Origin of the sequence: Caballeronia sp. AZ10_KS36 (assembly GCF_023631105.1) — a bacterium.
Classification (GTDB): Bacteria; Pseudomonadota; Gammaproteobacteria; order Burkholderiales; family Burkholderiaceae; genus Caballeronia.
Genome location: NZ_JALQDQ010000050.1, coordinates 101,550 through 127,949 on the forward strand (window position 1 = coordinate 101,550; position 26,400 = coordinate 127,949).

24 protein-coding genes are annotated in these 26,400 nt (G+C 64.2%); 12 read left to right on the forward strand and 12 right to left on the reverse strand.

Annotation, left to right across the window (positions count from 1 at the left end; genetic code table 11):
• Positions 1 to 6: 6 nt before the first annotated feature.
• Positions 7 to 924 carry a LysR family transcriptional regulator gene (locus tag NCR35_RS29135; RefSeq protein WP_250537361.1) on the reverse strand — a complete coding sequence of 306 codons (918 nt, stop codon included), beginning with the start codon at positions 922 to 924 and terminating at the stop codon, positions 7 to 9.
• 152 nt (positions 925 to 1,076) lie between these two features.
• Here NCR35_RS29135 and NCR35_RS29140 point away from each other — a divergent pair, with 152 nt between their 5' ends.
• Together NCR35_RS29140 and NCR35_RS29145 are read left to right on the forward strand one after the other, a co-directional pair.
• A complete protein-coding gene (locus NCR35_RS29140; protein WP_250537362.1) occupies positions 1,077 to 2,267 on the forward strand; it encodes a GGDEF domain-containing protein in 1,191 nt (396 codons plus the stop codon).
• A 78-nt stretch (positions 2,268 to 2,345) separates the two neighbouring features.
• A complete protein-coding gene (locus NCR35_RS29145; protein ID WP_244851196.1) occupies positions 2,346 to 2,675 on the forward strand; it encodes a GlpM family protein in 330 nt (109 codons plus the stop codon).
• A gap of 52 nt (positions 2,676 to 2,727) precedes the next feature.
• Here the strand turns inward: NCR35_RS29145 and NCR35_RS29150 are convergent, their stop codons facing one another.
• The 3 genes from NCR35_RS29150 to NCR35_RS29160 form a co-directional block, all read right to left on the reverse strand.
• On the reverse strand, positions 2,728 to 4,302 hold the full coding sequence (locus NCR35_RS29150; protein WP_250537363.1) for a catalase: 1,575 nt from the start codon (positions 4,300 to 4,302) through the stop codon (positions 2,728 to 2,730).
• 215 nt (positions 4,303 to 4,517) lie between these two features.
• On the reverse strand, positions 4,518 to 5,591 hold the full coding sequence (locus NCR35_RS29155) for a glycoside hydrolase family protein (RefSeq protein ID WP_250537364.1): 1,074 nt from the start codon (positions 5,589 to 5,591) through the stop codon (positions 4,518 to 4,520).
• Positions 5,592 to 5,959: 368 nt separating this feature from the next.
• Positions 5,960 to 6,871, reverse strand: a complete 912-nt coding sequence (locus tag NCR35_RS29160) for a LysR family transcriptional regulator (RefSeq protein ID WP_244851192.1) — start codon at positions 6,869 to 6,871, stop codon at positions 5,960 to 5,962.
• Between the two features lie 127 nt (positions 6,872 to 6,998).
• On the opposite strand from NCR35_RS29160, the gene NCR35_RS29165 reads away from it, so the two are divergent.
• The 3 genes from NCR35_RS29165 to NCR35_RS29175 all read left to right on the forward strand — a co-directional run bounded on the left by NCR35_RS29165 (position 6,999) and on the right by NCR35_RS29175 (position 9,499).
• Complete coding sequence (locus NCR35_RS29165) at positions 6,999 to 8,003, forward strand: aldo/keto reductase (RefSeq protein WP_250537365.1); 1,005 nt, start codon at positions 6,999 to 7,001, stop codon at positions 8,001 to 8,003.
• 103 nt (positions 8,004 to 8,106) lie between these two features.
• Complete coding sequence (locus NCR35_RS29170; protein ID WP_250537395.1) at positions 8,107 to 9,120, forward strand: zinc-dependent alcohol dehydrogenase family protein; 1,014 nt, start codon at positions 8,107 to 8,109, stop codon at positions 9,118 to 9,120.
• A gap of 67 nt (positions 9,121 to 9,187) precedes the next feature.
• Positions 9,188 to 9,499 (forward strand): hypothetical protein, encoded by a 312-nt coding sequence (locus tag NCR35_RS29175; RefSeq protein ID WP_250537366.1) that lies wholly within the window; start codon positions 9,188 to 9,190, stop codon positions 9,497 to 9,499.
• 288 nt (positions 9,500 to 9,787) lie between these two features.
• On the opposite strand, the gene NCR35_RS29180 is transcribed toward NCR35_RS29175, so the two are convergent.
• Positions 9,788 to 10,894: a sensor domain-containing diguanylate cyclase gene (locus NCR35_RS29180; protein ID WP_250537367.1), complete on the reverse strand. Its 1,107-nt coding sequence runs from the start codon at positions 10,892 to 10,894 to the stop codon at positions 9,788 to 9,790.
• Positions 10,895 to 11,327: 433 nt separating this feature from the next.
• Between NCR35_RS29180 and NCR35_RS29185 the strand changes: the two genes are divergently transcribed.
• On the forward strand, positions 11,328 to 13,004 hold the full coding sequence (locus NCR35_RS29185) for a phospholipase C (RefSeq protein ID WP_250537368.1): 1,677 nt from the start codon (positions 11,328 to 11,330) through the stop codon (positions 13,002 to 13,004).
• Positions 13,005 to 13,117: 113 nt separating this feature from the next.
• Positions 13,118 to 14,530, forward strand: a complete 1,413-nt coding sequence (locus NCR35_RS29190) for a cytochrome-c peroxidase (RefSeq protein ID WP_250537369.1) — start codon at positions 13,118 to 13,120, stop codon at positions 14,528 to 14,530.
• A 12-nt stretch (positions 14,531 to 14,542) separates the two neighbouring features.
• Here the strand turns inward: NCR35_RS29190 and NCR35_RS29195 are convergent, their stop codons facing one another.
• On the reverse strand, positions 14,543 to 15,028 hold the full coding sequence (locus NCR35_RS29195) for an SLATT domain-containing protein (RefSeq protein WP_250537370.1): 486 nt from the start codon (positions 15,026 to 15,028) through the stop codon (positions 14,543 to 14,545).
• Between the two features lie 221 nt (positions 15,029 to 15,249).
• On the opposite strand from NCR35_RS29195, the gene NCR35_RS29200 reads away from it, so the two are divergent.
• Entirely contained in the window at positions 15,250 to 16,377 is a 1,128-nt protein-coding gene (locus NCR35_RS29200) for a YbdK family carboxylate-amine ligase (RefSeq protein ID WP_250537371.1), read from the forward strand.
• Positions 16,378 to 16,393: 16 nt separating this feature from the next.
• Here the strand turns inward: NCR35_RS29200 and NCR35_RS29205 are convergent, their stop codons facing one another.
• The 3 genes from NCR35_RS29205 to NCR35_RS29215 form a co-directional block, all read right to left on the reverse strand.
• Positions 16,394 to 16,792 (reverse strand): RidA family protein, encoded by a 399-nt coding sequence (locus NCR35_RS29205; RefSeq protein WP_250537372.1) that lies wholly within the window; start codon positions 16,790 to 16,792, stop codon positions 16,394 to 16,396.
• Positions 16,793 to 16,809: 17 nt separating this feature from the next.
• Positions 16,810 to 17,634, reverse strand: coding sequence for an isocitrate lyase/PEP mutase family protein (locus NCR35_RS29210; protein WP_250537373.1), 825 nt, complete (start codon positions 17,632 to 17,634; stop codon positions 16,810 to 16,812).
• 88 nt (positions 17,635 to 17,722) lie between these two features.
• On the reverse strand, positions 17,723 to 18,616 hold the full coding sequence (locus NCR35_RS29215) for a LysR family transcriptional regulator (RefSeq protein WP_250537374.1): 894 nt from the start codon (positions 18,614 to 18,616) through the stop codon (positions 17,723 to 17,725).
• A 93-nt stretch (positions 18,617 to 18,709) separates the two neighbouring features.
• On the opposite strand from NCR35_RS29215, the gene NCR35_RS29220 reads away from it, so the two are divergent.
• The 4 genes from NCR35_RS29220 to NCR35_RS29235 all read left to right on the forward strand — a co-directional run bounded on the left by NCR35_RS29220 (position 18,710) and on the right by NCR35_RS29235 (position 23,163).
• Entirely contained in the window at positions 18,710 to 19,675 is a 966-nt protein-coding gene (locus tag NCR35_RS29220; protein WP_250537375.1) for an NAD-dependent epimerase/dehydratase family protein, read from the forward strand.
• Between the two features lie 90 nt (positions 19,676 to 19,765).
• Entirely contained in the window at positions 19,766 to 20,167 is a 402-nt protein-coding gene (locus NCR35_RS29225; RefSeq protein WP_250537376.1) for a hypothetical protein, read from the forward strand.
• A gap of 125 nt (positions 20,168 to 20,292) precedes the next feature.
• Positions 20,293 to 20,988 carry an H-NS family nucleoid-associated regulatory protein gene (locus NCR35_RS29230; protein WP_250537377.1) on the forward strand — a complete coding sequence of 232 codons (696 nt, stop codon included), beginning with the start codon at positions 20,293 to 20,295 and terminating at the stop codon, positions 20,986 to 20,988.
• A 432-nt stretch (positions 20,989 to 21,420) separates the two neighbouring features.
• A complete protein-coding gene (locus NCR35_RS29235; RefSeq protein ID WP_250537378.1) occupies positions 21,421 to 23,163 on the forward strand; it encodes a tannase/feruloyl esterase family alpha/beta hydrolase in 1,743 nt (580 codons plus the stop codon).
• Between the two features lie 117 nt (positions 23,164 to 23,280).
• Here the strand turns inward: NCR35_RS29235 and NCR35_RS29240 are convergent, their stop codons facing one another.
• Genes NCR35_RS29240 through NCR35_RS29250 form a run of 3 tightly spaced genes read right to left on the reverse strand, consistent with a single transcriptional unit; the run spans position 23,281 to position 26,191 of the window.
• Complete coding sequence (locus NCR35_RS29240) at positions 23,281 to 24,078, reverse strand: ATP-binding cassette domain-containing protein (protein ID WP_250537379.1); 798 nt, start codon at positions 24,076 to 24,078, stop codon at positions 23,281 to 23,283.
• A complete protein-coding gene (locus tag NCR35_RS29245; RefSeq protein WP_250537380.1) occupies positions 24,078 to 25,088 on the reverse strand; it encodes an ABC transporter permease in 1,011 nt (336 codons plus the stop codon). Before NCR35_RS29245 ends, NCR35_RS29240 begins: the two co-directional genes overlap by 1 nt.
• Positions 25,088 to 26,191: a sugar ABC transporter substrate-binding protein gene (locus tag NCR35_RS29250; protein ID WP_250537381.1), complete on the reverse strand. Its 1,104-nt coding sequence runs from the start codon at positions 26,189 to 26,191 to the stop codon at positions 25,088 to 25,090. Before NCR35_RS29250 ends, NCR35_RS29245 begins: the two co-directional genes overlap by 1 nt.
• Between the last annotated feature and the right edge of the window lie 209 nt (positions 26,192 to 26,400).

Sequence of the window (26,400 nt, forward strand, 5' to 3'; positions counted from 1 at the left end):
TTCGCGTCATGCGGAAGGAGCCGGCGCGCCCGTGGTCACGCGCCGGATCTCCTCGGTGATGATGGCGATGAGCGCCTGCGCCGCCGGCCCGATGGGCCGCTTCGGATGCGTGACCTGAATGATGTGACGCACGATCGGCGGCTTGTCGATGGTGCGCACGCGCAGCCGCCCTTCGTCCACTTTCGACTGCACGACGACGCGCGGCAGAATCGTCGCGACGCTGCTCTGCTCGACGAACTGCACGATGGTGCTGAGAAGGTCGATTTCGAACTTCGGCTTGATGACGATATCGGCGGCCATGAGCGCGGCGTCGAGCGCGCCGCGCAGGCCGTTGCGCCGCGTGGGCAGCACGAGTTCGATGCCGGACTGCGCGACGAGGTCGATCGTCTCCGGCAGATCCGGCCCGTGCGCGGCGCTCGTCACGAGCACCATCTCTTCCACGAGCAGCGGCTCGACGTCGAGCGCGAGTCGGCCGCGCGGCTTATTGATGATCGCGGCATCGAGCCGGCCGGATTCCACGGCGTCGATGAGTTGCGCGCTGAAGCCGTCCGCCACCGACACTTCCACTTGCGGAAAGAGGGCGTCGAAGCGCGCGAGCGATTCGGGCAACACGCTCTGCGCCTCCGACGACACCATCCCGAGCGACACGCGCCCCGTCACGATGACATCGCGCCGGCTCAACTGCTCGCGCGCATGGCCGATGTCGCGCATGATCGGCGTATAGAGCCGGTACATGAGGCGCGCGGCTTCGGTCGGCGCCATGCCGTGCGGCCCGCGTTCGAAGAGCGTCTGCCGCAGCTCGGTTTCGAGCTTCGCGATCTGCATGCTCAACGCAGGCTGCGCGATATTGAGGCGCTTGGCCGCCCGCGTGACGGTGCCTTCCTCGAATAGCGCGATGAAGTACTGGATCTGCTTCAGTTCCATGTTACAGGCGTGCACAGCCGGGCGGCGAAACGGACATGGTACCGCCGGGCGGCGCATCGCGGTTCGACGCACCCTTCAGCATTCGCTGCATCGAGCCGTTAACTCCGTCGTATGGAATCGTCATTTCGGGCAGATATCAGGCAAGCGAGCGCATGCGTGTCGACCTCATCACCTTCTACGTCCTAGTCGTCGGAACGCTTCTCGTCAGTTGCGGGATGACGTTCTGGGAGCATCGCACGAACCCCGGGCGCAGCAGGGAACTCAAAATCCTCGCGGCGGGCTACGGCACGCTCGCCATCGGCTGCGCGGCGGCGTCGTTCCGCCACGCGGTGCCGGGCGTGTTCGGCTCGGCGTTGAGCAATCTCGTCATCGAGGCGGGGTATCTGTTGCTCCTGCATGGCGTCGCGGCGTTGAACGGGCGGCGTCATCGCGCGTTCTCCATCGGCCTCTTTGCCGTGCAGGCGCTCGCGTGGGCGCTCGCCTGGGCGATCGGCGGCGTGCGCTGGCAGGAGACCGTGTGGAGCTATGCGAGCGCGCTTCCCATCGCCGCCGCCGCCGCGATGACCTCGCGAGAACTGCTGCGCAGCGACCGCATGCACTGGGGACAGGCGCGGCGCATCGCCGTGATCGTGTGCGGCGTGCATGCGGCGCTCTATGCCGCGCGCGCGTGCGTTCTTCCGTGGATGGCGGCGCTCGGCACGCCGCTTTTGATGCTGATCGCCAAGATCACGATGTACGAGGGCATCCTCTATTCCGTCCTCTTGCCGATGACGCTGCTGCGGCTCGTCCGCGACGAAGCTCACGCGCAGCTTTTGCGGCAATCGCAGACCGACTATCTGACCGGACTCGGCAATCGCCGCTCGTTCTTCGAAGACGGCGGGCGCGTGGCGGCCGGGCGCGACGTGTCGGTGCTGGCCATCGACCTCGACCACTTCAAGACCATCAACGACCGATACGGCCATCAGGCCGGCGACGAAGTGCTGAAGACGTTCGCGCTCATCGCGCGAAAGGTGCTGGGACCGGATGCGGTTCTCGCGCGCATCGGCGGCGAAGAGTTCGCGGCGGTGCTCGCCGGGCCGCACGGCGATCGCGCGAAAGAGCTCGCGGAGGATGTCGTCAGGCGCTTCGCCGCGGCGACCTCTCGCGGTGCGAACGGCGCGGAGTTGCGGGCGACGGTGAGCATCGGGCTTGCGCGATCCGGCACGCCCGCGAGCGCGCTCGCCGATGTGCTCGGCGCGGCGGACCGGGCCTTGTATGCGGCGAAGGCGGGCGGCGGGAATCGGGTGGAAGTGGGGCGGCTCGCGCAGTGGGGCGAGGCGCGGTGTGGGGAGGAGGTGGTTTGAGCGGAGGGCTTTCGAGCGCCCACGCCCGTCCCACTCTCCCTATAATCCCCGCTTCGCACCTGCATCAACGGAAATTCGATGGACGTATTGTGGAAGGGTCTGCTGGGCGGTCTCGTCACCGCGCTGATCGCGATGGCATCCAAACGGGGCAACGTGCTCCCCGGCATTCTGCCTCTTGCGCCCACGTTCGCGATCATGGCGCTTCTCGTGGTCGGCGCCAAGGGCGATGCGACCGGTTTCAGGACCGCATGCCTCTCCGGCGCGCGCACCATTCCCGCCTACCTCGTGTTTCTGGGCACATGCTACGTGCTCGTGCATTTCGTGGACTACCGGCTGGCGATTCTCGGCGGACTCGCCGCATGGCTGATCGCGGCGCTGACCATCTTTCTCGCGCCGCGATTCTTCTAGCCACGCGCACGGTTCGGAGCGCGTGCACCATGCGCCCCGAACCGTTCGTCGATCAACGCGCCGCTTCTTCTTCCGGCTCGTTAGTCGTGTAGGCCGGCGTGTCGCGGCCTTCGCCCGGAAGCGGCTTGCCTTCCAGCGGCGGCAGCTTCTTCGCTTCTTCCAGGTCGATGCCCGCGCCCTGCGCGACGCGCGTTCCGTAGTCCGGATCGCAATGCCAGAAGTGCCACACCATGCGCAGCGCGATCGGCTTCGGGCACGCCTTCATGTCTTCGACGAGGTTCGCGATCAGATCATCGCGCTCCCAATCCTCGAACGTGCGATACCGCTCGCCGGCCTGCTTGTAGTCGTCCTGCGTGCGTGAGCTCTGATAGCGTCCGAGATGCCCTTCGACCCACTGATGGTAGTCGTGCTCCTTCTTCGGCGCTTCTTTCAGGCCACCCATCATGCTCGGCTCATAGTTGACGTGCGGGTTCTCGCCCGCCTGATCGACGTAATACGCCATCTGCCCGTCGCGCTGATTCGTGCGCGCGCCGTTCTTCGGCGCATTGACCGGCAGTTGCAGATAGTTGGGACCAACGCGATACCGCTGCGTATCCGAATACGAGAGCGTGCGTCCTTGCAGCATCTTGTCGTCGGAGAAGTCGATGCCGTCCACCAGCACGCCGGTGCCGAACGCGGACTGCTCCGTTTCGGCGAACACGTTCTTCGGATTTCGGTCCAGCACGAGACGTCCCACCGGCAGAAGCGGAAACTTGTCCTCGGGCCAGCGTTTCGTGTCGTCGAGCGGATCGAAGTCGAGTTCCGGATGTTCATCGTCCGACATGATCTGCACGCACATTTCCCACTCGGGAAACTCGCCGCGTTCGATCGCATCGTACAGGTCGCGCGTGGCGTGGCCCACGTCCTTCGCCTGAATCTCGGACGCCTGCTGCGAGGTCAGATTCCTGACGCCCGCTTTCGGCTCGAACGAGAACTTGACGAGCACCGCTTCGCCCTGATCGTTCACGAGCTTGTACGTGTTGACGCTCGAACCCTGCATGTGGCGGTAGTCGGCGGGAATGCCCCACGGACTCTTGACCCACGTCACCATGTGCAGCGATTCCGGATGATGCGCGATGAAATCGTAGAAGCGCCACGGCTCCTGCCGGTTCGAGACAGGATCGGGCTTGAACGCGTGGATCATGTCCGGGAACTTGATCGCATCGCGGATGAAGAAAATCTTGAGGTTGTTGCCGACGAGGTCCCAGTTGCCGTCTTCCGTATAGAACTTGATGGCGAAGCCGCGCGGATCGCGTGCCGTCTCGGGCGACTCCTTGCCGCCGATCACCGTCGAAAAGCGCAGGAAAACGGGCGTCTTGACGCCGCTTTGCGTCAGGACCTTGGCGCGTGTGTACTTGGAAGCCGGCTCATTGCCGATCTTGCCGTAGGCCTCGAAGTAGCCGTGAGCCGCGGTGCCCCGCGCATGCACGACGCGCTCGGGAATGCGTTCGCGATCGAAGTGAGTAATCTTTTCGATGAACGGATAATTTTCCAGCGTCGCCGGGCCGCGTTCGCCGACGGTGCGCATGCTCTGATTGTCGGGAACAGGATGTCCCTGTCGCGTGGTGAGAAATGCCTTGTCGCTCATAGCGCGCTCCTTGCTCTGTGCCAGAGTCACAGGTGAGTGGTCGAGCCGGCGGCATGCTTCTGTCCGCCGGTTCGCCTCATCGTAGCAACGCGCATACCGGTCGACAATACAATGGACGACGACGCGCTTCATTCACGGAGCGCGTCGTCGTCCAGCATTCGTCGATGATTCGAGCTGCGCGGGCAGACCGCCACGTCGATCTGCCCGCGTACTGCTTACCTCGGGTTAGTCGCCACGAAGTTCTTGAACGCGCTGTAGGCCGCCTTGACCGTCTTGCCGTCGTTCTTCAAGAGACCGTAGTTGCCTTCGCCGCCCACGGGGTCGTCATACAGCTGATACGCCTGGATCGACTGGATGTTGTACTTGGACGCGATCGAGACGAACTGCGCCATCATCTTGTTGCCCACGAGGTACGACGCGATCTGGTCATCCGTGCCGAGCCACGGCCGCACGCCGAACTCGTTGATCCAGATCGGCTTGCCGAACTGTTGCAGCGTCGCGAGGACGTCGTGACAGCCCGTGCCGCCGCAAGCATGCGTGATGTCGCCCTGATCCGAATACCAGTGCCATGCGGTGATGTCCCACGTCACCTTCGGATAGCCCGACGTGCCGTCCGGCTGCGTGCCGTTCCACAGCATCTGGTCGAAGCCGTAGTGCATCCACGCGCCGCCGCCGATGATGATCTTGCCGTTCGTATCCACCGACTTAATGCCCGCGATCATGCCGCGCACGATGCCGCGCGCAATCTTGAACTTGTCGTTGACGTACTGCTGCGGATACACACCGTCCACATTGCCAGTGAGAAGCCTGCTGTCCAACTCGTTGCTGACTTCGTAGTACGGATACTTATATGCCGTCGCCGTCTGCTGACCGAGCGTGAAGCCGGCGTTGTAGGCGTCGGTTTCGTTCGTGAAGCTGCCGACACCGATCAGCAGCACGGGATAAACCGTCACGCCCGCCGCAGCCGCCGTCTTTGCGATACCGGCGAGCTTGGTCGCCGATCCCAGGTTGTACACCTCGTTGCGGTAAAGCGTGGCGCCGAGGTCCTTCACCTGCTGAAGTTGAAGCGTGGGCGTCGAGATGTCGTACGCGCCGCCTTCGTTGTTATGCCCGTTGATGCCGTAGAAAATGCTGCCCGGCACGGTCGTAACCTTCGCGGTGGCGGCTGTATCGAAAGCGGAGTCGGCGGCGCTGCCACCGCCGCAAGCGGCAAGCAGCAATCCGGTGGTCAGTGCGGCGGCGAGGGCGGCCTTGCTCGCGAAGAGGCGTCGTGTGGTGGTCGGGGTCATGATTTTTTGTTGGTTAGTATGGTAAGTACTACTGATAGACAAGCGTGCATCGTCAAGAAGAGGCGTGCTGTCCGGAGCGCCGTTTCAGGGGCGGGTCGGCAACGGGCCAGGGTCCCGCGTATCCCTGCGGGCGGGCAAAGCTGCGTAACTCCGATTCGGATGCCGAGCGCGTGCGCTTGCGTGCGCTTCCATGTGTTTCAGAGACGGAAGTGCGTGCGGTGCAAACGTTTGCAGCCGAGTCGCTTTAGGAAGAACTTACCGTGTTTGTAACCAGTTGTTGCTCTTCTTGCTTGTTTAACGTCCCTCGCCAGACCAACTTTAGCTTTCGTCTAACAAATTTACTGGGACAATTTTGGCAACGGTATAAGTTACTTCTCGACGCGCGACGCGTTCTGTGCCCGAAGGAAGTCGACGAACGCGCGCAGCGGCCCCGGCATATGAGCGCGGCTCGGGTAGTAGAGGGACGGCCCTGGAAAGCTCTGCCACCACGGCTTGAGCACGGGAACCAGCGTGCCGCGCTCGATCTCCGCGCGGACGAATTCTTCGAAGGTGTAGGTGAGGCCGAGTCCGGCGAGCGCGGCGCTGCGGCTCAGTTCAATCGATGTCGTGGCAAGCGGCCCGCGCGGCGTAATGCGCACTGTCTTGCCGCCGCGCTTGAATTCCCACGACGCGAGCACGCCGCTTTCGAAGCGATGCCCAATGCACGCGTGATTCACGAGTTCGCGCGGATGCTTCGGCTCGCCATGCGCTTCGAGATACGCAGGCGCGGCCGCCGCGACGAAGCGTTGCGTGCGCGGTCCGATCGGCACCGCGATCATGTCGCGCTCGATGCTTTCGTCGTAGCGGATGCCGGCATCGAAACCAGCGGCGAGCACATCGATGAAATTGTCGGTTGCGCTGACTTCGAGCGAGATGCCCGGATGCGCTGCGAGAAAGCGCGGAATGATGGACGGCAGAATTTCCCGCGAGGCGATCGTCGGCACATTGAGGCGCAGCGTCCCCGTGGGACTGTCGCGAAAGACGTTGACGGCGTCGAGTGCGCCGGCGATCTCCGCGAATGCGGGCGTGAGCCGCTCGATCAGACGCTGCCCAGCTTCCGTCGGCGTGACGCTGCGCGTGGTGCGGTTCAGAAGCCGCACGCCGAGCCGCGCTTCGAGACGGCGAATGGCATCGCTCAGAGACGAAGCGGACACGCCGCGCAACAGCGCCGCCTGACGGAAGCCGCGTGAGCGCGCCACCGCGAGATAGGCATGCAGGTCCGACAGATCCGGTTCGCTCATTGTTCGCCTCGGCGCACAGCCCATTCGAATTGAGGCGGATTATCGCACGCGAGGTTTGCTCGGATAATGCATCGCAAGCCCGGGTTCTCGGGCTCCATCGTCTGACTATCTCGTTGGGAGAATCAACATGAAAGTGCGTCAACTCGGCAAGACGGGACCGCAATCGTCCGCCATCGGTCTCGGCTGCATGGGCATGTCCGGCATGTACGGCCCGTCCGATCGCGCGGAGAGCATCGCGACGATTCACGCCGCGCTCGAAGCGGGCGTCACGCTGCTCGATACCGGCGACTTCTACGGCATGGGCCACAACGAAATGCTGATCGCGGAGGCGCTGAAGAGCGCGCCGCCGTCGCGCCGCGATTCGGCGATCATCAGCGTGAAGTTCGGCGGCATGCGCGAGCCGTCGGGCAACTGGACCGACTACGACGCGCGGCCCAATGCGGTGAAGAACTTTCTCGCCTACACGTTGCAGCGCCTGCAAGTGGACCATATCGACATTTACCGCCCCGCGCGGCTCGACCCCAAGGTGCCGATCGAAGACACCGTGGGCGCGATCGCGGACATGATCCAGGCGGGCTATGTGCGCCACGTCGGACTGTCCGAAGTGGGCGCGGCGACGATTCGCAAGGCTGCGGCCGTGCATCCGGTATGCGATCTGCAAATCGAATACTCGCTGATCTCGCGCGGCATCGAGGACGCGATTTTGCCGGCGTGCCGCGAACTGGGCATCGGCATTACGGCGTACGGCGTGCTGTCGCGCGGACTCATCAGCGGCCACTGGACGAAGGCATCGGCGCAAGCGGGCGACTGGCGCACGCACAGCCCGCGGTTTCAGGAAGGCAACGTCGAGCGCAACCTCGCGCTCGTCGATGCGCTCGCGCAGATCGCGCAGAAGAAGGGCGTGAGCGTGGCGCAGATCGCGATTGCATGGGTGCTCGCGCAGGGCGAGGACATCGTGCCGGTCATCGGCGCGCGCACGCGGGAGCGGCTCGTCGAATCGCTGGGCGCGCTCGATGTCTCGCTGAACGCGGACGATATCGCCGCCATCGAGGCTGCGGTGCCGAAGGGCGCGGCCGCCGGAGACCGCTATGCGGCCGTGCAGATGGCGCACCTCGACAGCGAGAAAGGCTGACCGCGCGCGCATGACTGAGCGGGTCCACGAGTTGCGGCGTGAATTGCGCGCGCTTTTCATCGCGCGACCGATTCACTGCCGCAGCGCGGCCAAGGAGATTCTGATGAAGGCATACGTCGTCCGCGCGCCGGGCGGACTGGACAAGCTGGAAATTCGCGACATCGCCGATCCGGGCGAGCCGGGGCCGGGACAGATCCGCGTTGCGATACACGCGACATCGCTCAATTTCCACGACCTGCTCGTGGTGAGCGGCAAGAGCCCGACCGCCGATGGCCGCGTGCCGATGGCGGACGGCGCGGGCGTCGTCGAGGCGCTCGGCGAGGGCGTGACCGAGTTCGCCGTGGGCGACCCCGTGGTGTCGTGCTTCTTTCCGCAATGGCTCGACGGCGCCGCGCAAGCCGAGGTGGGCAACTTCGCGGGCACGCCGGGCGACGGCATCGACGGCATGGCGGCGATGCACGTGGTGCGCGCGGCGACCGCCTTCACTCACGCGCCGCGCGGCTGGCGTCACGCCGAAGCCGCGACCATCACGACGGCGGGGCTCACCGCGTGGCGCGCGCTCGTGGTGGACGGTGCGCTGAAGGCGGGCGATACCGTGCTCGCGCTCGGCACCGGCGGCGTGTCGATCGCGGCGTTGCAGATCGGCAAGATGATGGGCGCGCGCGTCATCGTCACGTCGTCGTCCGACGAGAAGCTCGAGCGCGCGAAGGCGCTCGGCGCGGACGAGATCGTCAACTACCGCGAACACGAGAAATGGGCGGCGCAAGTGCTTGAGCTGACCGGCGGACGAGGCGTCGATCACGTGATCGAAGTAGGCGGGCCGGGCACGCTCGCGCAGTCGATCGAGGCGGTCCGCGTGGGCGGGCATATCTCACTGATCGGCGTCCTGACGGGGCGCGAAGGCACGGTGCCGACGTCGCTCTTGATGGCGCGGCAGGCGCGCTTGCAGGGGCTGATCGTCGGCAGCCGGCGGCAACAGCAGGAGTATGTGCGCGCGCTGGAACAGAGCGGCGTGCGGCCTGTCATCGACCGGACTTTCGGCTTCGATGCGCTCGCGGATGCCTTCCGTTATCAGCAAAGCGCGGCGCATCTGGGGAAGATTTGCGTCGAGTGGTAGAGCCTCGATGCCGCGCGTGGCATGCGCATTGCACGGATGCTGGTCGAATAATTCGAAGGAGAATGCAATGACTGGCAAGTACACAGCGGCATTGGGTCTGGTGCTCACGACTGCGGTAATCGCCGCGACGCCCGCCTCGGCGAACGACGCCGGCGGCTCCGCGCTCCTCCTCGCGCAGGCGACGCCGGGCAATCAGCAACGCAACGAAGGGCTCGGCGTGCGCGGCGGGCAGTCGGGGCAGAGCGGGCAAGGCGCGAGTCCGCAAGGCGGTCAGGGTGCCGCGACGCAAACCGGCACGCCGCCGGCCGAACTGAAGCGCGAGGAAACCGCGCGGCAGCAGGGGAAGGCTGGCGGGGCGTCGGGGGCGAGCGGAAAGTAGGGCGTGGTTTGGTCGATCAAACACCATACTCGATGCCCGCAGTCGCGTTCCGCCGTGCGATGACGGCGGCTTAAACCCTTCCACCATCGCATATCGCGTAAGGCGGTGATGCTCGGCTCGCGCATCGGCAGGAAACGCCAGATTCATCCCGTATGCGGACAGCGCGAGCGGCGTGTACATCAAGAACGAAGTGTTCAGGAAGCTCGACATCGAGCATCAGGTCGGGCGCGGTTGCCTCGAGCTTGGAAGACGCCGCCGCGCCTATAGCTGACGGCGAAGCACGCCGACCTACCCGTAAACCTCCGCCTCAGCCAACCCTTCCTCGAACACGACCCACCGGTTTCTTCCCCCGTGCTTGGCCGCATACATCGCCGCGTCGGCCTTGTTGAGAAGCGGCTGCGCTTCGTTGCCGTCCTCGGGGCACGTGCTGATGCCCACGCTCAGACGCGGACCGACCGTGTCGCTGCCGAGCCGCACCGGCGCGTTCACCGCGTCGATGAGCCGCGCCGCCAGCGACTTCACCGCTTCCAGCGCGGGCAGCGTCGACACCATCACGAATTCGTCGCCGCCGTATCGCCCGGTTTGCTCCGTGACGCCAGCCGTCGCCATGAGCCGCGCCGCCACCGTGGCCAGCAGTTCGTCGCCGAGATGATGGCCGAGCGAATCGTTCACCACCTTGAATTCATCGAGATCGATGAACAGCACGCTCACGCGCGTGCGGTCCGCCCGCGCCCGCGCGAGCGTGTCGTCCAGACGCCGCGCGAGCGTCGCGCGATTCAGGAGGCCGGTGAGCACGTCGCGTTCGTTCAGATGCTTGAGCGCGCGGGAGCGCTCGGCGAGCTTGATCGCCGTGCGGTGCGTGACGATGCCGAGCGACAACGGATAGACGATCAGCATGGGCGCGCTGGCGATGGTGCTCGCCGACACGCTGCCCCAGTCGAATGCGACGCCGAACACGAGCGCGCCGAGCGCGAAGCCCGCGAGACAAAAGAGCAGGCCGCGGGCGAGCAAGCGCGCGCCGCCCGCCGCCACGTTGTTCATCATGAACATCAAGAGGACGAGCGTGGACGGCAGCCACGCGAACTTCATCGCGACGACGATCATCGCGCCCGCGAGGTTGTCCACGTAGATATTGCGCCGCTCGCTGCGGTCCGGGTAGGCGCCGGTGCGCGCGAGCAGAAACGCGAGATGCGGCCAGCCGAAGCAATACGCCAATACGAATAGCCGCTCGCCGGCCGATGCATGCTGCATCCACAGCACCGTCTGAACGAGCACGAAGCCCATCGCGAGGCCGATGCAGCGCAGCCCGTACGCGCGCCGGACAAAGCCCACGCCGCGCCGATGCGTCGCCGGGCGCGCGTTGGATGCGAGACCGGACGCATCAACCGAGGTCATCGCGGCGGCCTCGGTCGATGCAAAGCGAGCGCGATGCGCGAACCCATGTCCGCACCCGAGCATGCCCGGCGCATCGCCGCGACGGGCGACGATGCGGCGGGTGATCGATGGAAGGTGACGAAGCATGGGTCTGAGAGGCAAGGCGATAGCTGGTTTACGTCGCGCGGATGCGATGCTTTAGCACGACGAACCGCGCATTTACCTGCAGGATACCGCTCACTTTTTGTCCATACGCGTCGGCGCGTAACGCTTTCGAAAGTCCGCCGCGACGAATCGTCAACTCGGGGTAAGTGCGCCGCAAGCGCACTGTCTTAAAGAGGCCATCAGCGGGTGCTTAAATCCGTCGCGCGTGCAAAGCGCGCGCCCTCGCTTTCGCGGCGCCTGAAAGCGCAAACGAACGAACCACTATCAAAACGACACCGGAGTCCCCTTCATGTTTCGTCGAGCCCTCATGGTTGGCGCATCGGCCGCCGCCGCAATCGGCATGTATGCCTGCGGCAGCGACCATAACGACACCCCTCAAAGCGCGCAGAACAAGCTCGCCACGGCGACACCGATCAAGCATCTCGTCGTGATCTTCAACGAGAACGTCTCGTTCGATCACTACTTCGCGACCTACCCGAACGCCACGAACCCGGCCGGCGAACCGGCCTTCACGGCGGCGGCGGGCACCCCGGCAATCAACGGCCTGAGCGGCACGCTGCTCACCGCCAACCCGAACTTCACGAATACGCTGAACGGCGCGGCGGCGGCCAATCCGTTCCGCCTCGACCGGACGCAGGCGGCCACCGCCGACCAGAATCACGCGTACACGGCCGAACAGCAGGCCTACAACAACGGCGCAGCGGACCTGTTCCCGAAGTACACGGGTAAGGGTTCGAGCGGCGGCGCGGGTTCGTTCGGCACGGCCGGGCAGGTGATGGGCTATTTTGACGGCAACACGGTCACCGCGCTCTGGAACTACGCGCAGAAGTTCGCGATGAGCGACAACGCCTACACCGACACCTACGGCCCGTCGACGCCGGGCGCGCTCGAAGTGGTATCCGGCCAGAACAACGGCATGCAGATCGTCAAGGCGAGCAAGCCCGCGTTCAATATGACGACGGCGTCCGGTTCGTACTATGTCGCGGACGGCCAGGGCGGCTACTCGATGATCAACGACGTCGATCCCGGCTACGACGTCTGCTCGAGCACGACCGACCAGGCGATGATGACCTCGAAGAACATCGGCGATCTGCTCAACGCGAAGAACATCACGTGGGGCGGCTTCATGGGCGGCTTCAACCTCGCGACCGTGAACGGCAACGGCACGACGGGCTGCAAGCGCAGCACCGTGTCGCAGGTGGTCGGACAGGCGACGGCCGACTATATCCCGCATCACAACTGGTTCCAGTACTACGCGTCGACGGCCAATCCGCAGCACTTGCGCCCGAGCTCGACGGCGGCCATCGGTTCGTCCGTGGAAGCGGACGGCAAGACGCCGGAGCCCGCGAACCATCAGTACGACAGCGACGACTTCTTCGCGGCGGTGAAGGCGGGCAACTATCCGTCGGTGAGCTTCGTGAAGGCGCCTGCGTTCCAGGACGGCCACGCGGGCTACTCGGACCCGCTCGACGAGCAGGCGTTCACCGCGAAGGTCGTGAACTTCCTGCAGCAGCAGCCGGATTGGAACAGCACCGCCGTGATCGTCGCATGGGACGACTCGGACGGCTGGTACGACCACGCGTACGCCGCGCCGACTGCGTCTTCGTTCGACGCGCAAGCCGACCAGCTGAACGGCGCGGGCAAGTGCGGCTCCGGCGCGGCGCCCATCGGCGTGAATGGCGGCGCGGTGAACGGCCGCTGCGGTCCGGGCACGCGCATACCGTTCCTCGTGATCTCGCCGTGGGCGAAGGTGAACTACGTCGATCACACGCCGATCAGCCAGGCTTCCGTGGTGCGTTTCATCGAAGACAACTGGCTCGGCTCGGCGCGTCTGGGCGGCGGCTCGTTCGATGCGACCGCGGGCAGCATGATGGGCATGTTCGACTTCAGCGGCAAGGGCAACAACGCGAAGCTCTTCGTCGATCCGAACCTCGGTTCGCCGGTGGCTTCCGTGCCGGCAATCTAAGCAAGGCCACGCACGCACGGCCCGTCCGTGCGTGGTTGTGCCTTCACGTTTTCCGTTGTCGCCGCTTGCCGGCGACAACGCGTTTTCATCGAAGCTCTCGTATTCATCAGTCCATGTCCACTACCGTCGATCCGGCTCTTCGCCAGTCCAGTGATAAACCGAACTGGAAGCGCCGCGCGCTTCACGTGGCCGCTCTGCTCATCGTCGCGGCGGGCGCGTTCGGCGCGTATGCCGTCATCGCGCCGTCGCGCGTGCCCGCGGCAATTGGCGATATCGTCGAGAATCTGACGGGCGCGAACGCGCATCCCGTCGTGTTGCAGCGACCGCCGGCGGTGCAACTGAGCGCCGTCGCGCAACTCGGCAAGCGCATCTTCTTCGACCGGAGCCTTTCGGCGTCGGGCCAGCAGTCGTGCGCCTCGTGCCACGATCCGGCGCATGCGTTCGGCCCGCCGAACGACCTCGCCGTGCAGCAGGGCGGGCCGCATCTGACGCTGCCGGGATATCGGCCGCCGCCGTCGCTCATGTATCTCTACCGGCAGCCGGCGTTCAGCATCGGTCCCGATCAGGGCGATGCCGACGAAGCGCCGGATCTCGCGAAACTGGCCGCGCAGGCGAGCGGCACGGCGCGCGCGCAGAAAAGCGCGGGCGTGGCGCCCGCCGCCCCGGCGATGGTGCCGCAAGGCGGCCTCTTCTGGGACGGCCGCGCGGATACGTTGCAGGCGCAAGCGAGCGGGCCGATGGTCAATCCGGTCGAAATGGCGAACGCGAGCCTCGCGCAAGTCGCGGAGAAGCTCGCGCATACGCCGTACAAGATGGAATTCGAAAAACTCTTCGGGCCGCGTATTTTCAGTAGCGGCGATCTGGCGGTATCGGAGGCGATGTTCGCCGTGGCCCGCTATCAAGTTGAAGAGCAGGCGTTTCATCCGTACACGAGCAAATACGATTACTGGCTCGAAGGCAAGGCGCGGCTGACGCAAGCCGAACTGCACGGGCTGCGCCTCTTCAACGATCCCGACAAGGCGAATTGCGCGGGCTGCCATGTGTCGAAGCCGAGCCCCGACGGTCTGCCGCCGATGTTCACCGACTTTCAGTACGAATCGCTGGGCGTGCCGCGCAATAACGCGCTCGCGATTAATCGCGATCCGAAGTTCTACGACATGGGCGTGTGCGGCCCTTTCCGCGAAGACCTGCGCGAACAGACGCAGTATTGCGGCATGTTTCTCACGCCCACGCTGCGCAACGTCGCGACGCGGCACGCGTTCTTTCATAACGGCATCTATCGTTCACTGGACGACGTGATGGCGTTCTATAACGAGCGCAATACCGCGCCGCAGAAGTTCTATCCGAAGGACGCCCGAGGCGAGGTGCGCAAATACGACGACCTGCCGCCGCAATTTCACGCAAACGTGGACGACAAGGACGCGCCGTTCGATCGCAAGCCCGGCGATACGCCCGCGATGACGCAAGAGGATATTCACGATATCGTCGCGTTTCTTCATACGCTGGACGATGGGTATAAGCCTTGAAAAGCGCCGGCGCTAAGGCGTTCGCATAACCCGACGCGGCACATGCGGCGCGTTTTGCGCGATGTCGTCGAGCTCGTCGCGCACGACATCGATGCTGAACATCGCTTCTTCGCGCGCGCCGTCGACGTGAATCGTCTCCAGTCGCCGGCGCACCGCGCCATAGCGCGCGCCCGCATTGCGATGCAACTCCGCGCGCTCGCTATAGCGCAGGAAGGTCTGCAACGAGGCGAGCACCGCAGCGCTCATGCTCGTGAGTCCGACGACCACGCGCAATCCCGGCGACACGGCCAGCGTCACGAGCGACACGAACGCCGATGTGCCCGTGAGCGCGGTAATGGCGATGACCGCGAGCCCCAGGTATCGCGCGCAGGCACTCAGGCGGTCGGCCATCGCGTAGTGGCGGATCTGCGCTTCGCGGGCGCGTCTTATCCATGTGAGAACGAGCGATTCGGCGTCGTGCGGCGGGTCGTAGGGCGCGTGCTTGTTTGAAGTGGACATGGTCAGGATGCGTTGGAATCTTGATAGTGAATATGCCTGCTGAATAGGACAGACGGTGTCTCGGACAACGAGGCTGGCATCGCAACGCCGTTCTTATCGCTACTCTGTGCGCATTACGATCGATCGTTCGGCTTCGAGCCGAAGGGCTGATCGGCAAGCCCCGCTCGTCGCGTAAAATGAACTCGCCGCTTCGTCTCGTCTCCCGCGAAACAGGACACTCCATGCTCCAGCCATTTGCGTCGTCAGAGCCGTTCACGATCGGAGTCGAACTGGAAGTTCAGGTCGTCAATACGCACGACTACAACCTGACGAAGGCGACGACGGAACTTCTGAATCGCGTGAGAGAAGAGCGTTTCGAGGGCGCGATCAATCCGGAGACAACCGAAGGCATGATCGAGTTGTCGACGGGCATCTGCAAGAACTTCGATCAGGCGAAAAGCGAATTGCAGGTGCTTCGCGATACGCTCGTTCGGGCAGGCGACTTTCTCAATGTCGGCGTGTGCGGCGGAGGAACCAATTTCTTCCAGAACTGGTACGACCAGCGTTCGGACGGACGCGAGCGCTCGGAATATCTGATGAGCCTTTATGGCGCGCTCTATCAGCAATTCACGATTTTCGGCCAGCACGTGCATGTCGGCTGCGCGGACGCCGATTCGGCGCTCGTTCTATTGCACTCGCTTTCGCGTTACGTGCCGCATTTCATTGCCCTTGCCGCGTCTTCTCCGTTCGTGCAAGGCAGCGACACGCAGTTTCAATGCGCCCGCTTGAATTCCGTCGCGCCGTTTCCGTTGTCGGGGCAAGCGCCGTTCGTCACGAAATGGAGTGAGTTCGAAGCGTACTTCGATCGCATGACGCAAACGGGTCTCGTCAAAAGCCTGAAAGACTTCTATTGGGACATTCGTCCGAGTCCGGGATACGGCACCATCGAAGTGCGCGTGATGGATACGCCGCTGCGTGTCGAATGGGCTGCGGCCATTGCGGCCTATATCCAGTCGCTCGCGCGCTATCTGCTGACCGATCTGCCTTTGCGCCTGACCGAGCGTGATTACGAAGTCTATCGGGCGAACCGGTTCATGGCGTGCCGCTTCGGACTGGACGGCGTATGCGTGAATCCCGAGACCGGGCAGCGCCGCCCAATTCGCGAAGACATTCTCGCCACGCTCGACGCCATCGCGCCGCACGCCCATGCTCTCGCCGCTGACGAAGCGCTCCATGCGATCAGGCGGACCGTGACGCAGGGAATAACCGATGCGACGTGGCTGCGCCGCATCTACGGCGCGCACGATTCGCTGCATGAAGTCGTGCGCCAGCAATGCCGCGTATGGCGCGGCGCGCAGACGCCGGAATGACGCGGCTCTTGCTGACTTACCGCGATACCGCCGCGACGCAGTCGATCTCGATGTCGAAGCGTCCCGGCCACGCGGGCACATTCACGAAGATGCGCGCCGGCGGCTCATGCCCGAAGAAGCGCGCATAGATTTCGTTCACGACCGAAAACATCTCCACCGACGTGCAGTAGACATTGCACTTCAACACTTCATCGAGCGACGATCCCGCCGTCTCCACGCACAGCTTCAATTGCTCGAGCACGCGTTGCGTCTGCTGCTCGATAGGCGCATCGAGTACCTCGCCGGTATCCGGATCGAAGGGCGGAAGACCCGAGACATACACCGTGTCGCGATGACGCGTGACAACCGATACCGGCGCCTTCCTTCGTTCGAGCCAACTGGAAAGCGGTTCCACGCGGATGATTTCACGAGCCATCACACGCTCCTTCGAAGTCACGCGTTGCCTGAGAACAGCGCGTTGAGTTGGGCGCCGGATGCCGCGCCTTCGAAGCCGTCGAAGCGTCCTTCGGCAAGCGTCATGGCCGCACGCATGAAACCGCCCCACGCGGCCCGCGCCAGCGCGCCGCCGACGCTCACGCGCCGCACGCCGAGCGCGGCGAGGTCGCTCAGCGTGAACGGCGACGGTCCGCCGATCAGCACGTTGACCGGCTTGGGCGCGACTGCGGCGACCACGGCCTCGATCTGCTCGCGAGTGTGAATGCCCGGCGCGTAGAGGCAGTCGGCGCCTGCCGCCGCGTAGGCCGTGAGGCGCGCGAGCGTGTCGTTGAGATCAGGCGTTCCCGCAAAGAAGTTTTCCGCGCGGCCGATCAAGAGCGTGTCGCCGCCATTCGCATCGATGGCGCGGCGCGCTGCTTGCAGGCGCGCGACGGCGACGTCGAGCGGGAAGAGCGGCGCTGACGCGTCGCCGGTGGAGTCTTCGATCGACAACCCTGCCACGCCGGTCGCAACCGCCAGCTCGACGCTCGCGGCGACTTCTGCCGGCGTCGCGCCGAAGCCGTTCTCGAAGTCGGCGTTAATGGGCAGATCGGTGGCGTCCACCATCGTGCGCAAATGCGCGAGGACGAGATCGCGCGTGACGTGATTGTCGGCGTGTCCGGTGGACCAGGCAAAGCCGGAACTCGTGGTCGCAAGCGCCTGAAAGCCGAGGCTCGCTAGATAACGCGCGCTGCCCGCGTCCCAAGGGTTCGGCAACATGAAGCAACCGGACTCATGCAATGCGCGAAAGGCCGCGCGTTTCTCTGCGACGCTGCGTGACATGATGTGCTCCCGATGGTTGACGCTCGATGGTTGATTGTCTCACCGTCCCGCGCCCAGTCGTTTCACGCGCGCCCGAAGCATGGCTGCATCACCGCACATAGTCCAGAAGCCCCTGCACGAGCGCATCGAAAGTCGCGCGGCAAGGCGGCGACGCGCGCAGGTCCTCGTGCATGGTCACCCACGTTTCCAGTTGCAGCGCGACGAGCTTGGGCAGCACGCGGACGAGCGCCGCATCGCGGCGGGCGAGCGGCACCTGACACACGCCGATGCCCGCGCCCGCGCGGATCAGCGCGAATTGCGCGACATCGCTGTCGGTGCGTAGCGAGAGCGCGCCGCGCGAATAGCCGGGAAATGCCTTGCTCGCCTCGCGGACGAAGGCCGTCCATTGATCGTAGCCGATGATCGCGTGTTTCCACAGCGCCGCCGCGTTCCTGGGCGTGCCATGCATCGCGAGATAGTCGCGATGCGCATGCAGCCCGAGCTCGATGCTACCGACGCGCCGCGCGACGAGTTGGGTCTGCTTGGGCCGCACCATGCGCACGGCGATATCGGCTTCGCGCCTGAGCAGGTCCTGCACGCGATTGGACAGCACCAGTTCGACGACGAGATGCGGGTGCCGTTGCCGCAGCGCCGCGATGATGGGCGGCAGCACTTCGACGCCGACGACTTCGCTCGCCGATACACGCACTACGCCTCGCACGTCGCCGCCATTGCCGTGACCGCTCGCCGCGCGTTCCAGCGATAGAGCCGTGCTCTGCATCGCCTCCGCATGAGCGCGCAGGCTGAGCGCCAAGTCGGTCGGCTGCAAGCCGGTTTGCGAACGCGTGAAAAGGCTCGCGTTCAACGCCCGTTCGAGCGCTTCGATGTGACGGCCCGCGGTCGGCTGCGTGATCCCCAATGCGCGCGCCGCCGCCGACAGCGACCCTTCCTGAAGCACCGCCAACAGCGTGCGATAGAGTTCCCAACCTATGTTGTCCGCCATGCAAATTTGTATATCCGCTCTACGTTGTTCGGCAATTCTATTGCAGCCGTGTCTCGCGCAGAATCATCCAATCGACATAACAAGGAGCGTGGCATGACTCGGGAAACGGCTTTGGTGCTTGGCGCAACCGGCGGCATCGGCGGCGAGGTCGCGCGGCAATTGCGCGATGCGGGCTGGCATGTGCGCGGACTGCGGCGTTCCGCTGCGGCGAGCGAGCAAACGGACGGCATCGAACGGATTCACGGCGATGCGATGAATCGCGCGGACGTGACACGCGCGGCCAAAGGGGCGACGGTGATCGTGCATGCGGTGAATCCGCCCGGCTACAGGCGGTGGGCCGATTTCGTGCTGCCGATGCTCGACAACACGATTGCGGCAGCGAAGACCGAGCGCGCGACCATCGTGCTACCGGGCACGGTGTACAACTTCGGACCGGACGCGTTTCCCGCGATCGCCGAGAACGCGCCGCAAAATCCAATCACCAAGAAAGGAGCGATTCGCGTCGAGATGGAAGCGCGGCTCGAACGTGCAAGCCGCGAAGGCGTGCAGACGCTGATCGTACGTGCGGGCGATTTCTTCGGGCCGAAAGCGGGCAACAACTGGTTCTCGCAAGGGCTCGTCAAGCCGGGAAAGCCGGTCCAAAGAATCGTATATCCGGGGACGGCCGGTGTCGGACACGCATGGTCATATCTGCCGGACGTGGCACGCACCATGGTCGAACTGCTCGCGCGCCGCGATACGCTGGATCGTTTCGCGCGCTTTCATATGCGCGGTCATTGGGACGAGGACGGCACGCTATTCGCTGCGGCCATCCAACGCGTGGTGGCGCGACAAACGGGGCGAGCGCCTTCGATCCACGCCTTTCCGTGGTGGCTGCTGACGCTCGCATCGCCCTTTAACGCGACCTTTCGCGAGATGCGCGAAATGCGCTATTTATGGCGAACGCCGGTGCGCATGATCAACACGCGGCTTGTCGAAGTGCTCGGCCATGAGCCGCATACGCCGCTCGACGATGCAATCGAAGCGACGCTCGTGGGTCTGCGCTGCGTCGAGTCTTGAACGAGAGGCGCAACCACACAGGGATTGCGTGTAGCCGCTCGTCGTCGTAACGTGAGTTATCCGGCGTCGCGATTGCCGAGGGCAACGATCATGTCAACCGAGTGGAAGCGTCGCGTCCGATTGTTCGTGCAGCGTTTCTGGCAGCCGACGAGTGCATGCATGACCTGCATGCCGGGTAGCTGGAGCAACGTCATGAGTCTCGCGCATTGGATCATCGCATTCAAAACCGGACTCTTGACCGGACTTCTGGCGGTGCTTCTCACTTTCACGCCGGCGACGAAACTCTATGGCAACCGATACGGCAATGCGTTGCTGGTCGGCTTGCTGACCGCGTTAGGCGATGCTTATTCACACGCGAGTCGCTACTCCAATCCGTACGTCGAACATATTCTCACAGGCGTGGTTTCAGGAATCTTCGCGCTCATCGCTTCGTTTCTGTTCGAGGATCGCGCTCGCCGTATTCGTAAAATTTGGGCGCGTTTCTCCAGATAGTCTGACTCTGGCCGCTTGAATTGCGTTTGCTTCGATCGATGTCGGCCATTGTGTCACGCGATGAATGTGCTTCGCGGGCAACGCATATGGCATAGTTCGGCATTGCAATCGAAAAGGGGAGTCCTATGGCAACGCTCAAAGACATTCAGACGAAGATAGCCAAACTACAGGCGCAAGCCGAAGCAATAGCGAAGAAAGAGTCGGCGGGTGCCATCGCCCGAATTCATTCGTTGATGGACGAATACGGTTTGACTGTCGACGACCTGCGTGCGCACGGGGCGGGAAAAGGCAGTGGCGCGAAACGCGGCGCAAGCACCGGTTCGCAAAAGGGCGGCGCGTCGAATGCGAAATATCGGGATCCGAAGAGCGGGGCGACATGGAGCGGTCACGGCCGCGCGCCCGGCTGGATTGCCAACGCGAAGAACCGTAACCGGTTCCTTATCGACGCGGACGCAAGCACGGCCTCTGCCGCCGATGCGAAACAGGCAAAGCCTCGCGGCAATTATGTGCGGGGCCCGCAGCCGCCTAAGTATCGCGATCCGAAGACGGGCGCGGAATGGAGTGGCCGAGGCAAGGCGCCGGCGTGGCTCGCGTCCGCGAAGGACAGGACCAGGTTCCTGATCGATGCGACAGCGGCAAACGGCGCGTCCGAGAAAAAGACGGCCTCCAAGAAAGCGGCCACGAAGAAAGTCGCAAAGAAAGCCCAGGCCGCGACAAAGAAAACGGCGACGAAGAAGGCTGCAAGGAAGGCTTCCGCCAAGCGCGCTTCGGTGTCCGAGGCAGCGCAAAACGGCAGCGCGAACACAGCCGAGGCCAGTTAAGTGATGCAAGCGCCGGTTCGTCATGTCAACGACTCCGGCGTTTCTTCAAGCACGGCCAAGAAGCGTGTTACTCGCTCGCCTTCAATGGCGAGCGATCAATCATCGGGCCAATCGGCCAACTCATGCGAAGGAAGGCACGCATACGGCCTTCCGCCACTCGCAAAGTCAATTCAAAGCGAACGCGGGTCGATGAGCCATTCATCGACGAGGTAAAGCCTACCTTCGCAACTCTCTCCTATTCCTGGCGACGCAGTAAGTCTTATTGAATTGATTGGCAACCCACGCGTCGGTACACGCCCCGCTTGACTTCCATTGCGCCGCCGTCAACGATTCTTACGCGGACGCAAAAAAGCGCACCGCACGACGCGGCACGAGAACGCCGTTCACGAGAGCCGTTCACGAGAGCGATTCAATTGCCAGGAGGAAGGAGACATGCCCGAAGCACTCTGCAGGCCTCGCACTATCCGATACGTCAACAAGGCAGCGGTAGCGGCTGCACCGTTTGCCGCGCTGGCGCTTGCCGCGTGTCATGGCGGAAACGACGACAACAACAACGGCACGCCGCCGACTGCTGCGCTCAGTTGTGCGCAACTCGCGGGAATGAGCGTGCCTGCAAGCGCAATCGGTTTGCCGACGACGGGCGCGACCGTAGCCGCCGCCGCGGTCGTTCCCGCATCCGGCACGGGCGTCACGGCCACGCCCGAGTATTGCCTCGTGAGCGGGTCGATTGCGCCCGTCGATCAGACCGCGCCGAAGATCAACTTCCAGGTCGCGATGCCGACGCAGTGGAACAGCAAGGCGATGATGTTCGGTGGCGGCGGCTATGACGGCACCATACCCGCCGTGACCGGCAACGTCCCCGCCGGCCCGACGACACAGCCCGCGCCGCTTGCTCGCGGCTATGCGGTGTTCGGGAGCGATTCGGGCCATCAGGCCGGCGCGCTCGGCAGCCGCGACGGTTCGTTCGGCACCAACGACGAAGCCGTCGCGAACTTCTCCGGCGATGCGCTCAAGAAAACGCGCGATGCAGCGGTCTATCTGATCGGAAAGCGTTATGCGGTCGACAAACCCAAGCGCGCCTACTTCGCGGGCGGCTCGTCGGGCGGACGCGAGGCGCTGGCTGTCGTGCAGCGTTGGCCGCAGGACTGGGACGGCTCCATCGTGTTGTATCCGGCATGGAATGCGGCGACGCTGGACCTTCAGTTCGGCCGCATCACGCGCGCGCTCGCGCTGCCGGGCGCGTATCCGAATCAGGCGAAGCGCAAGGTGCTGCTCAATGCCGCGGTGTCCGCCTGCGATGCGCTCGACGGCGTGGCGGACGGTCTCATCAGCAACATGGCCGCCTGCAATGCGAGCTTCGATCCGGCGACCGCGACGGTGAACGGCACGCCGCTGCGATGCGCGAACGGCGCGGACACGGGCGACACGTGCCTCTCCGACGCGCAGATCGCGGCGCTCAAGGTCTACGCGACGCCGATCACGTTCAGTTACCCGCTCGCAAGCGGAGAGACGCAGTATCCCGGCTTCAACGTGTGGGGCGCGGACCTGGGCGTCGTGAATGCATCGGCGGTGCAGCCGACCGTCATTGCCCTCGCGCTGAATCTGGTGCAGCCGGCGAGTCCCATGCCTGCCACCGCGCCTTACTTCAGCGTCTTCTGGGACCAGTGGATTCGCTACTTCGTGGCGCGCGATCCGAACGTCAACTCGCTCACGGTCGATCCGCAAAACCCGGGCGCGTATCAGGCGCGCATCAGTGCCCTGACGGCCGAGCAGGACGTGAACAAGACGGACCTGTCCGCGTTCAATGCGAAGGGCGGCAAGATCCTGATGGCGCACGGCATGTCCGATGCACTCGTCAGCACGCAGTCGACGGAGCAGTATTACCAGCGTCTGCGTCAGACGATGGGCGCGTCGACGGTCAGCAATTTCGTGCGCTATTACGAGATCCCCGGCTACGGGCACTCGACCAGCAGCATCTTCAACGCGGGATGGGACTCGCTGACGACGCTGGAGAACTGGGTCGAGAAGGGCGTAACGCCGCCTGCGCAGATCGTCGCGGACAAGACGGGCGTGCCGGGCCGCACGCGCCCGCTCTGCGAATACCCGACCTTCCCGCGCTATAACGGTTCGGGCGATGTGAACGTCGCGTCGAGCTTCACGTGCGCGGCGCAGTAATGATGGTGTGTTGATGACCGATGCCGCGGGCTTTCATCATGCTCGCGGCATCGGTCTTATCGGCGGGGCGGGAAGTCGAGTAACGCTCGGGCATCGGCCAAGCGCGGCCAAGCGCGTTCAATGCGCCGTGGCTGCCCGCATCGCGCGATATTCACGCCGCACGATATCCATCAGCTCGGCCACCGACGTATTCGCGCTGCGCTGCTCATACGTGACGCGGCCGCGCTGCATCAACATGATGCGATCCGCTATGTCGAGCGTCTGCGCGTAGTTGTGCATGATCATGATGATCGACAGCCCGCCTTTCTCCTTCAGCCGCAGCACGAGGTCGATGATGAGCCCCGCTTCGCGCGCGCCCATTGCGGCGAGCGGTTCGTCGAGCAGCAGAATGCGCGCGTTCGAATTGACGGCGCGCGCCACGGCGATCGCCTGACGCTGACCGCCCGACAGACGCTCCACCGGCAAATCGACGGACGGCACATGCACGCCGATATCGTCGAGACATTGCGCCGCGCGCTCGCGCATCTGCTTGTGATCCACGAGCCGCATGAGACTGAGCGGCCCGCGCCGCACGATCTCGCGGTTCAGAAACATGTTGTGGTAGATGCTGAGCGAATTGGCGAGCGCGAGGTCCTGATACACGCATTCGATGCCGAGCGACCGCGCGTGATCGACGGAACGGATCAGCGTTTCCTGTCCGTGCACGTGCAGCGTGCCGCTCGTCTGCTGATGAAAGCCCGTGAGAATCTTGACGAGCGTGGACTTGCCCGCGCCGTTGTCGCCGAGCACGCCGAGAATTTCGCCCTTGCCGAGCGTGAGGGACACGCCGTCGAGCGCGGTCACCGCGCCGAAGCGTTTCACGAGATTGTCGCCGCGCAACGCGAGATCGGGCGCGGCGGTTTGCGCTTCACTCATCACCGTGCTCCCTTGCGGCGAATGCGCCCGATGTGAATGTTGAAGATCATCGCGGCGAGAATCGCGGCGCCGAGAATGATGTTGAACGTGAACGCGTTGATGCCGATGAGCGTGAAGCCGTCGTTCAGAATGCCGAGCACCGCCGCGCCGATCAGGCCGCCGACGATCGTGCCCGAGCCGCCCGTCAACGGCGTGCCGCCGATCACCGCTGCCGCAACCGCGAGAAACATGATCTGATTGCCGCCCGCTTGAGGATCGATGGACGTGATGCGAAAGCCTTCGAGTATGCCCGTGAGACCCGCGAGCACGGCAGCCAGAACGAAGTTACCCAGACGCAGCCGGTTCACGAGAATGCCGGCCTCGCCCGCGCCGAGCGGATTCGCGCCCGCCGCCTGCGTATGCAGGCCCCAGCGCGTGTGCCGCAACAGCACGTGCATGATGATCGCGAGCCCGACCGTCCAGATGATCTCGCTGTAACCCCACGCGCCCATCACGGCGGCGAACTCCGGCGAGCCGGGCGTCGCGACCGGCGTGCCGCGCGAAACCGTGAGCGTGATGCCGTTGATGAGGAACAGCGTGCCGAGCGTCGTGACGAAAGAGGGCAGGCGCAGATAGACGGTCACCGCGCCGTTCACGAAGCCGATGATGGCCGCCGCGACGAGGCCCGCGATCACGGCGAGCCACATGGGCGCGCCGGCATCGTTGGCGAAGACCATCATGAACGGCGCGAACGCGAACACCATGCCCGCCGACAGATCGATATCGCCGCCGATCATCAGCATGATCTCGCCGAGCGCGATGATCGCCACCGGCGCAATGAACTGCGACAGGTTGACGAGGCTCGCGTTGGAGAGCAGGAAGTCGTGGTTGACGATCTGAAAGTACGCGGCGAGCAGCACCGCGACGAGCAGTATCCGCAACTCGGGCGCCCATTGGGCGAAGAGCGCGCCGCGCGGTCTCGCGACCGTCGCGGCGCCGTGTGTTTTGCCGGGCTCGTTCAGCGTATTCATCAGGACTTGATCGCGCCGTTCATCGGAACGATTTGCGGCTTGGTGGTCTTGCCTTCATAACGCGTCGACGTATTGAGGTACGGCTCGACGGTCGCCTTGGTCACGAACTTGAGACCCGTGTTGATGTTCGCGGGTCCGACGAGTCCGCCCGACGCGAGGAACGTGAACGCTTCCACCACGGTATAGAAGCCCTGCACATACGGCTGCTGGTCGATGGTGAAATCGAGGAAGCCTTCGTGGATCAGCTGAACGGTCTGCGGCAACAGGTCGAAGCCGCCGCCATGCACGCCCTTCGACGGCAGGTTCGATTCCTTCATCACTTGCGCGATGCCTTGCGTGCTGCCTGCATCGACGGCGAACATGCCCTTGAGGTTCTGGTGTCCCAGATAGAACGACTTGATCTTGGACAGTTCCTCGTTGACCGTCGCGCCCGTCGCCACGGTCTGAATGTCGATCTTCTTGCCGGATTTCTTGATGGCGTCGCTCGCGCCGTCCAGACGCGGCTGGATGTTCAGCTGACCCGGCGTCGAGATGAAAAGCGCCACCATGCCGCTATCGACGAGACTCGCAATGCGCTCGCCCATCTGATAACCGGAGAGATACAGTTCCTGCCCGATGTACGCGAGACGCGGGCTCGTCTTGCCGCGCGGCGCGTCGGCGTTATAGGCGAACACCGGAATGCCGGCATCGAGCGCGGCTTGAATCGGCTTGTCGAATGCAGTCGGATCGACGATCGGCACGGCGATGGCATCGGCTTTCGCGGCGATCGCGGAGTTCACGGCGCGCACCATTTCACCGGCATCGGACGTGGCGGAGCCGGTCCACTGATAGTCCATGCCGAAGAGTGAGCACGCGTCCTGTATGCCGTATTGCGTCGGCACGAAGAACGGATTCGTGGTGACGTGATTGACGAACACGATCTTCCATTTCTTGTGCTGCGGGAACGCGGATTCGGCGGCCTGGGCGCTCGAAATCAGACCGCCCGCGCCCGCGACGCCGCCCAGCATGGAGAGCGCCGCGCCGAGCCCCGCGCCCTGCATCAGGCCGCGCCTTGCGGTGCTGATGCCGTTGTTATCGTCTTTCGTGTCCCGGTTCTGCGTCATGTCCACCTCCGTTCTTGGTCGATGCGAGTCGACGTGTCGTCGATTGCGTCCAGATAATGGGTGATCGCTTGCTCATCACTTCGGAGCGGCCTTCACATTGGAAAGACGTCGATGATGATTTTCTTTCGATGCGTTTCGATAAAGCTCAATGCTTATTTATTCGCGTCTTGGCGCTCAGAAACGGGAATCGCGGCGGGCATGACGCACTG